Here is an 8,039-nt window from a genome sequence, read left to right as displayed (position 1 = left end):
GGGCCGGTGCGTCACCTTCGGCTTCTCCTATCCTGCGGGGGTTACCGGCAGGGTGGGCCCGGGCGTGCCCGATTGCAAGTTCGCAGCGCAGCGCGTAGGCCATCGCCACCATGAAAGGAGACCCAATGGCAGGCACCGGCTTCGATCTGACCGCGCGGGACGGCAAGGCCCGCACGGGCGTCATTCACACCCCGCGGGGCGACATCCGCACCCCCGCCTTCATGCCCGTGGGCACCGCCGCCACGGTGAAGGCCATGCTGCCCGAAAGCGTCGCGGAAACCGGGGCGGATATCCTGCTGGGCAATACCTATCACCTGATGCTGCGCCCCACTGCCGAACGGGTCGCCGCCCTTGGCGGGCTGCATGATTTCATGAACTGGCAAAAGCCGATCCTGACCGACAGCGGCGGCTTTCAGGTCATGAGCCTTGCGAGCCTGCGCAAGCTGACGGAACGGGGCGTGACCTTCAAAAGCCATATCGACGGCTCGAAGCATGAGATCACGCCGGAACGGTCTATGGAGATTCAGGCACTTCTGGGCTCTGACATCGTGATGTGCTTCGATGAATGCCCCGCGCTTCCCGCAGAGCGGGACCGGATCGCCGCCAGCATGGAGCTTTCCATGCGGTGGGCCGCCCGCAGCAAGGCAGCCTTCGGCAGCCGCCCGGGCCATATGCTCTTCGGCATCCAGCAGGGCGGGCTGGAGGAGGACCTGCGCCGGGAAAGCGCCGAGGCGCTGCGCGAGATCGGCTTTGACGGCTACGCCGTGGGCGGGCTGGCGGTGGGCGAAGGTCAGGAGGCGATGTTCGCCTGCCTCGACCACGCGCCGGAGCAGCTGCCGCAGGACAAGCCGCGTTACCTGATGGGCGTGGGCAAACCCGATGATATCGTCGGCGCCGTGGCGCGCGGCATCGACATGATGGACTGCGTGCTGCCCTCGCGCTCGGGCCGGACGGGGCAGGTCTTTACCCGCCATGGCGTGCTGAACATCAAGAACGCGCGGCATCAGGACGATCCGCGCCCGCTGGATGAGGGTTGCAGTTGCCCTGCCTGCCGCAGCTACAGCCGGGCCTATCTGCATCACGTCTTCCGCAGTCAGGAGATCATCTCCTCCATGCTGCTGACATGGCACAACCTGCATTACTATCAGGAGATCATGGCAGGCATGCGGCAGGCCATCGCCGCCGGGCGGTTCGAGGCTTGGCAGGCCGATTTCCATGCCATGCGCGCGGCGGGCGATATCGAACCGCTCTGACGCCGCGGACAGCTATTTCCGGCGCAGCAGCCGGGAGATGAGGTTGCGCCGTTTCGGCCGGGCATCGAAGTCATAGCCGAAGCTTTCGAAGAAGGCGCGCACCTCGGGGGTGAGCAGCCCCCTGCCGCTGGCGTATTGCGGCAGGTCGAAGCCGCCCCCGTAGTTGAGTTCGACAACAACGGGGCCGGCATCGGTGATCGCGATGTCGGTTGACTGATAGCGGATCGGTGCGAATGTCAGGGCCGCACGCGCGTTCATCTCGCGCAACTCGTCCCACAGCGGCAGGGTCATCCCCAGCAGGCCGGGCGTGTCCGGATGATCGGGCAAAAATTCGACCTCCGGCCCCGCGCGGCGCGCCACCGTTTCGATCTTCCCGCTGTCCACGTCGATGGAGCAGGCGAGGTTTCCGCCGCGCCAGAAGTTGTCCGCGATGTTCCCGCCCTGTGGCAGCTTGATGATCGCCATGGGGCAAAAAACCCCGTCGTCCTGTACGAGGTTGACCATCCGCACCGTCGCCAGTGCGCTCGCATAGGGAGTAAGGGCGCTGTGGGTATCGAGACGGCGCTGAAGCACATAGGCATTGTCGCCCACGATATCCGTCATGAAGGTATCATAGGTCAGCGCGGGCAGGCCGGTGCATTGCACATGGGTATCGTCCGCCGCCTCGACGCGGAAGGCGCCGAGGCTGACCATCCCGTCCACGATCTTGCCGAAGATCCCGCCTGTGGGATTTCGGCTCAGGAAGGCGCGCAGGTCCTCCGCCGTGGCGAGCTTGTCGATGCCGGGATAGATACGGGGGGAGCGGTCGATCACGGCGAGGGTTTCGGGGACGGTGACGCCCGCTGCCGAAAGCAGGGTGGCGGCCACGACCTTATCCTCGGCGGCGCCGGTCCAGCCCTGATTGTTGCACAAATGCGTGATGGGCCAGTGCAGGTTGTTGGAGATATATTGCGCGCGCATGGCGGGATCGGTCCGGTCCGGATGATGCAGCCCGTTGCGCAGATATTCGGCGAGGTTCAGGCGACTGGGCGGCCGGGCCATGGTGCGGAAGTCCTTGACCAGTTCCAGCACCGGGCGGCCCGTTGTCTTCGCCGCATGGGCGAGCAGATCCCCGTGCGACAGGTCGCGGGCCTGATTGTATTGCTGCTGGTCGCGGCTTCTCGCGTTCGTCGTTGTGCCTTGTGTCACGTGCCGTCCTGCCTTCTTTCGATCTGCCCTGCCACGCCAGAACCTTTCCCGCGCCCGCTGCGATGATCAAGTCTTTTCCCGACCAGAGTGGCAGGAGCCTTGTCCCAACCGACTGGCGGCCATGCGTTCCCTTGTCCTGCCGCCCGTCGCGCTTACTTGCGAGCCTACGCAATGCAAAAGGAGACCGTAATGTCCGCAAAGCTTTTCACGCCATATACCGCCGGTTCGATCGAGATGAAGAACCGCGTGGTGATGGCCCCGCTCACCCGGAACCGCGCCGACAACGACACCGGAGAGGTGGGGCAGATGCATGTCGATTACTATGCCCAGCGTGCGGGCGCGGGTCTCATCATCACGGAGGCCACCCAGATCTCGCCGGAAGGGAAGGGGTATTTCCAGACCCCCGGCATCCATACCGACGGGCAGGTCGCCGCGTGGAAGAAAGTGACCGACGCGGTCCATGCCGAGGGCGGGAAAATCGTCCTGCAGCTCTGGCACGTCGGCCGCATCAGCCATACGTCGCTGCAGCCCGAGGGCAATGCCCCGGTCGCGCCCTCGGCCATTGCCGCCGATGTAAAGACCTTCACCGCAAATGGATTCGAGCCGACATCGGAGCCGCGTGCACTGCGAACCGAAGAGATGCCCCGCGTGGTCGCTGACTACGTGCACGCCGCCGAAATGGCGAAGAAAGCGGGCTTCGACGGGGTCGAGGTGCACGGGGCCAATGGCTATCTGCTGGACCAGTTCCTGAAGACCGCGACGAACAAGCGCGACGATTCATATGGCGGTTCCGTCGAAAACCGGGCGCGGCTGCTGATGGAAGTGCTGGAGGCCGTCACAAAGGTCTGGGGCGGGGACCGCACCGGCCTGCGTCTGTCGCCCTTCTCGCCCGCCAATGGCATTTCGGACGAGGATCCGCAGGAAACCTTTGAATATGTCGTGCGCGAGCTGAACCGCTTCAACCTCGCCTATCTGCACCTCGTCGAAGGGGCGACGGGCGGCTCGCGTGAACTTGAAGAAGGCGAAAGCCTCGCCTCGCTGCGCAAGATCTTCGAAGGGCCCTATATGGCCAACAACGGCTACGACCGGCAGATGGCGATTGATGCTGTCGAAGAGGGCAAGGCCGATCTGGTGGCCTTCGGACGGCCCTATATCGCGAACCCCGATTTGGCCGAAAGGCTGGAACGCGACGCCCCGTTGAACGAGGGCGATTCAGATACCTACTACGGGGGCGGACGCGAAGGATATACCGATTATCCGACGCTTCAGGACATCGCGGCGCAGTAATCGCGATGCACCCTGGGGCCGCACAAGAACGCGCGGCCCCGCGGGCTGGTTCATGCCCGGACCACGTTAACTTTAGGCGCGCCCGAGGGCGATCCATTCTTGCAACGGACCCGCCGGGGCGGCATGTTGCATCGACCTCCCCCCGGCGGGGGATTGAAACCACTCGGACGGGTACACAGATATCTAACCGAAACAGGAGACGCGGAGGCTGCCTGATACAGGGGCCCGGATCGTCTTGCTAACATAAGGATAAGAGCATGTTAGAGCCTCTCAACGCATCCTACCCGGTCTTGCCGCTGCGCGATATCGTGGTTTTCCCGCATATGATCGTGCCGCTTTTCGTGGGGCGCGACAAATCGGTGCGCGCGCTGGAGGAGGTCATGGCCGACGACAAGCAGATTCTGCTGTCCAGCCAGATCGACCCCGGTGATGACGACCCCGATTCCAGCGGCATCTACAAGGCCGGTGTGCTGGCCAACGTCCTGCAACTGCTGAAACTGCCCGACGGCACCGTGAAGGTGCTTGTCGAAGGGCAGGCGCGTGTGCGGATCACCGAATATCTCGACAACGACAATTTTTTCGAGGCTCGCGCCGAATACCTGACAGAGATGCCCGGCGACGCGGCAACGACGCAGGCATTGCTGCGTTCGGTCGCCGATGAATTCGAGCGCTACGCCAAGGTCAAGAAGAACGTTCCCGAAGAAGCCCTGAGTGCCGTCAGCGAATCCGCTGAGCCTGCACGTCTGGCGGACCTCGTGGCCGGTCACCTCGGCATCGAAGTCGAACAGAAACAGGACCTTCTGGAAACGCTCAGCGTGAGCGAGCGGCTGGAGAAGGTCTATGGCCTGATGCAGGGCGAAATGTCCGTGCTGCAGGTCGAGAAGAAGATCAAGACCCGCGTGAAATCCCAGATGGAGCGGACGCAGCGCGAGTATTACCTCAACGAACAGATGAAGGCGATCCAGCATGAGCTGGGCGACGGCGAGGACGGCAAGAACGAGGTTGCCGAACTCGAAGCCCGCATCAATGAGACCAAGCTGAGCAAGGAAGCCAAGGAAAAGGCCGAAGCGGAACTCAAGAAGCTCAAGAACATGAGCCCGATGAGCGCCGAGGCCACCGTGGTGCGCAACTACCTCGACTGGATGCTGTCCATTCCGTGGGGCGTGAAGAGCCGCGTGAAAAAGGACCTGTCGAAAGCGCAGAAGGTGCTGGATGACGACCACTACGGTCTGGAAAAGGTCAAGGAGCGGATCGTCGAATACCTCGCCGTTCAGCAGCGTTCGACGAAGATGAAAGGCCCAATCATGTGCCTTGTCGGCCCTCCGGGCGTCGGTAAGACATCCTTGGGTAAATCCGTGGCGAAGGCGACGGGTCGCGAATTCATCCGCATCAGCCTTGGCGGCGTGCGCGACGAATCCGAGATCAGGGGCCACCGCCGGACCTACATCGGCTCCATGCCCGGCAAGATCATCCAGGCGCTGAAGAAGGCGAAGACCACGAACCCGCTCATCCTGCTCGACGAGATCGACAAGATGGGTCAGGATTTCCGTGGCGACCCGGCTTCGGCCATGCTCGAAGTGCTCGACCCGGAACAGAACTCGACCTTCGTGGACCACTATCTCGAAGTGGAATACGACCTGTCGAACGTCATGTTCCTGACCACGTCGAACAGCTACAATATGCCCGGCCCGCTTCTCGACCGGATGGAGATCATTCCCCTGTCGGGCTACACCGAGGACGAAAAGCGCGAGATCGCCAAGCAGCATCTGGTGCAGAAGCAGATCAAGAACCACGGCCTGAAGGCCAAGGAGTTCAGCATCGAGGATTCGGCGCTGACCGACATGATCCGCTACTACACCCGGGAGGCCGGCGTTCGGAACCTTGAGCGTGAGATCGCGAAAGTGGCGCGGAAGTCCCTGACCCGCATCGTCAAGAAAGAGGACGAGTCAATCACCGTGACGGATGAGAATCTCGGCGATTTCCTCGGCGTGCGAAAGCATCGCTACGGTTTGGCCGAAAAGGACGACCAGATCGGCGTGGTGACCGGGCTGGCCTATACCTCTGTCGGGGGCGAGCTGCTCCAGATCGAGGCGCTGCGCCTGCCGGGCAAGGGCCGGATGAAGACCACCGGCAAGCTGGGCGACGTGATGAAGGAAAGCATCGACGCGGCATCAAGCTACGTGCGCTCGATCTCGCCGAAGATCGGGGTCAAGCCGCCGAAGTTCGACACTTTGGACATCCACGTCCACGTGCCGGACGGTGCGACGCCGAAGGACGGGCCCTCTGCCGGTCTGGCCATGGTGACCTCCATCGTGTCGGTGCTGACCCAGATTCCCGTCCGCAAGGACATCGCGATGACGGGTGAGGTTTCGCTGCGCGGCAACGCCATGCCGATCGGCGGGTTGAAGGAGAAACTGCTCGCGGCACTGCGGGGCGGCATCAAGACGGTGCTGATCCCGGAAGAGAACGAGAAGGATCTGCCGGATATTCCGGACAACGTGAAAGAGGGGTTGAAGATCATTCCGGTTGCCCATGTCTCCGAAGTGCTGGAGCACGCGCTGGTGCGCAAGCCGGAGGAAATTGACTGGGACGAGGCGGCGGAAGAAGCTGCCGCCGCGGCGGCGCTGAAGGCCAAATCTTCCGAAGGTGGCTCAGCCACCACGCACTGACCCGGCCTCACGACAATCGAAAGGGCGTCCGCCATCCGGCGGGCGCCCTTTTCTGTGCGCACCGCTGACATTGAGGCAGCTGTTCTCAATTCAATGGAAATTCTCGCCCCGTCTCGCTAGATTGCCGCTATAACGAAAACAACATCAGGCGAGGCAGAGCATGAGCACATCGGCGAAATCCACACCCAAACCCCGCACCAAATCGAAAACCGCTGCGTCGGCGGCCAAGGCCGCGGCATCTGCGAAAACGCCGAAATCCGCTGCGCCTGCGGAGGCACCTCTGTCGGCGCTCGACGGCGCAACGCCGGTCGCGGCGAAACGGGCCGAAGCCGCGGTGGTCGAAAGCCCCAAGTCCGTCATCATGGGGCCGGTCATGCGGCGCAAGCAGTTGGTCGACGCCGTGGTGGAACGTTCGGGCACCAAGAAGAAGATCGCCAAGCCGGTCGTCGAAGCCGCGCTGTACGTGCTGGCCGAGGCGCTGGCCGATAACCGCGAACTGGCCCTGCCGCCGCTCGGCCGCGTCAAGATTCGCAAGGAGCGCAAGCTTGCCAACGCGCGTATCCTGACCATCAAGCTGCGCCAGTCCCTCGGGGCCGACAAGGCAAAGCCGGAAGACATGGGCGAAGAAGGCAAGGGCGATAGCGACTGATAGGGCAAAATCCTGCCACCCCCCTTGCAAGAGAGGCGGCGATTCAGTAATTCGCACGGCACGGGTGATTAGCTCAGTGGTAGAGCGCTTCGTTCACATCGAAGATGTCAGGAGTTCAAATCTCTTATCACCCACCATCCACCCTTTTTGTTGACCGGCCTGCTATCCATCCCGGTCCCCGTGCAGAGACGCCGGATTGAGAGACTTTCCCGAACTTCTGATCCTGCGCCACGGCGAAACGGAATGGAATGCCACCGGCAGGCTGCAGGGCAGTTTCGACAGCACCCTGACGCCCGAAGGGGTGGCTCAGGCCGCGCGCCAGCGCGCCCTACTGTCCCGCCTCGACCTGACCGGCTATCGCGCGATCTCCAGCCCGCAGGGCAGGGCCTTTCGCACGGCGGCGCTGGCGCTCGACGGTTTGATCGATGAAATACATACCGATGACCGTCTGCGCGAAATCGGCCTTGGCACCTGGGCGGGCCGGGATCGGGCCGAACTGATGGCCGAAACAGGCGCAGAGGACGGTTTTGCCCTCTACGAACTGGCACCGGGCGGTGAGGGGTTCGGCGCCTTGGCGCGCCGGTGTGAGGGGTTCCTCGCCGATCTTACAACGCCCGCCATCGTCGTGACCCATGGGATCACCAGCCGGATGCTGCGGCTTCTGCTGACCGGATCGACCCCCGAACGGCTGCGAGATATGGGCGGCGGGCAGGGGGTCGTCTACCGCGTATCGGGCGGAAGGCAGGAACTCTTGTCATAAAGGGCTTGAAGCCCGCCACCTGCTCGGGCTAAGACACCCCGGCGGGTCGTTAGCTCAGTTGGTAGAGCGCTTCGTTTACACCGAAGATGTCGGGAGTTCGAGCCTCTCACGACCCACCAAAATCCCCCCTCTCGCTACTCTCCGATTTCCGCGCGCCCGCGCGCCATTCCCCTTCTCATGATCCGAAATACTTCGGGGGTCCGGGGGCTGGCCCCCGGTCCGGACCTCTATGC

Annotated in this window: 6 protein-coding genes and 2 tRNA genes; 7 read left to right on the top strand and 1 reads right to left on the bottom strand. The window is 63.2% G+C overall.

Annotation, left to right across the window (positions count from 1 at the left end; translation table 11 throughout):
- Positions 1 to 125: 125 nt before the first annotated feature.
- Positions 126 to 1,253, top strand: coding sequence for a tRNA guanosine(34) transglycosylase Tgt (gene tgt / locus A3728_RS07785; RefSeq protein WP_067921782.1), 1,128 nt, complete (start codon positions 126 to 128; stop codon positions 1,251 to 1,253).
- A 12-nt stretch (positions 1,254 to 1,265) separates the two neighbouring features.
- Here the strand turns inward: tgt and A3728_RS07780 are convergent, their stop codons facing one another.
- Positions 1,266 to 2,441, bottom strand: a complete 1,176-nt coding sequence (locus A3728_RS07780; RefSeq protein WP_067921779.1) for a sugar-transfer associated ATP-grasp domain-containing protein — start codon at positions 2,439 to 2,441, stop codon at positions 1,266 to 1,268.
- A 189-nt stretch (positions 2,442 to 2,630) separates the two neighbouring features.
- On the opposite strand from A3728_RS07780, the gene A3728_RS07775 reads away from it, so the two are divergent.
- The 6 genes from A3728_RS07775 (at position 2,631) to A3728_RS07745 (ending at position 7,925) form a co-directional block, all read left to right on the top strand.
- The gene (locus A3728_RS07775) at positions 2,631 to 3,728 is read left to right on the top strand and encodes an alkene reductase (RefSeq protein ID WP_067921777.1); all 1,098 of its coding nucleotides are present in this window, start codon (positions 2,631 to 2,633) and stop codon (positions 3,726 to 3,728) included.
- 257 nt (positions 3,729 to 3,985) lie between these two features.
- Positions 3,986 to 6,397, top strand: coding sequence for an endopeptidase La (gene lon / locus A3728_RS07770; protein WP_067921775.1), 2,412 nt, complete (start codon positions 3,986 to 3,988; stop codon positions 6,395 to 6,397).
- Positions 6,398 to 6,557: 160 nt separating this feature from the next.
- Entirely contained in the window at positions 6,558 to 7,046 is a 489-nt protein-coding gene (locus A3728_RS23690) for an HU family DNA-binding protein (protein ID WP_236628127.1), read from the top strand.
- Between the two features lie 62 nt (positions 7,047 to 7,108).
- Positions 7,109 to 7,183, top strand: a tRNA-Val gene (locus A3728_RS07755).
- Between the two features lie 59 nt (positions 7,184 to 7,242).
- Entirely contained in the window at positions 7,243 to 7,806 is a 564-nt protein-coding gene (locus tag A3728_RS07750; RefSeq protein ID WP_067921762.1) for a histidine phosphatase family protein, read from the top strand.
- Positions 7,807 to 7,849: 43 nt separating this feature from the next.
- Positions 7,850 to 7,925: transfer RNA gene (locus A3728_RS07745), tRNA-Val, on the top strand.
- The last annotated feature ends 114 nt before the right edge of the window (positions 7,926 to 8,039 follow it).

The organism is Sulfitobacter sp. HI0040, from assembly GCF_001634885.1.
In the GTDB taxonomy this organism is placed as follows: Bacteria; Pseudomonadota; Alphaproteobacteria; order Rhodobacterales; family Rhodobacteraceae; genus Sulfitobacter.
Note: the sequence above shows the minus strand (reverse complement) of the source record. Positions and strands in the feature narration are given on the sequence as shown.

Coding starts and splice junctions, on each gene's coding strand:
- tgt (WP_067921782.1), top strand. CDS start 126: ATGGCAGGCACCGGCTTCGATCTGACCGCGCGGGACGGCAAGGCCCGC.
- A3728_RS07775 (WP_067921777.1), top strand. CDS start 2,631: ATGTCCGCAAAGCTTTTCACGCCATATACCGCCGGTTCGATCGAGATG.
- lon (WP_067921775.1), top strand. CDS start 3,986: ATGTTAGAGCCTCTCAACGCATCCTACCCGGTCTTGCCGCTGCGCGAT.
- A3728_RS23690 (WP_236628127.1), top strand. CDS start 6,558: ATGAGCACATCGGCGAAATCCACACCCAAACCCCGCACCAAATCGAAA.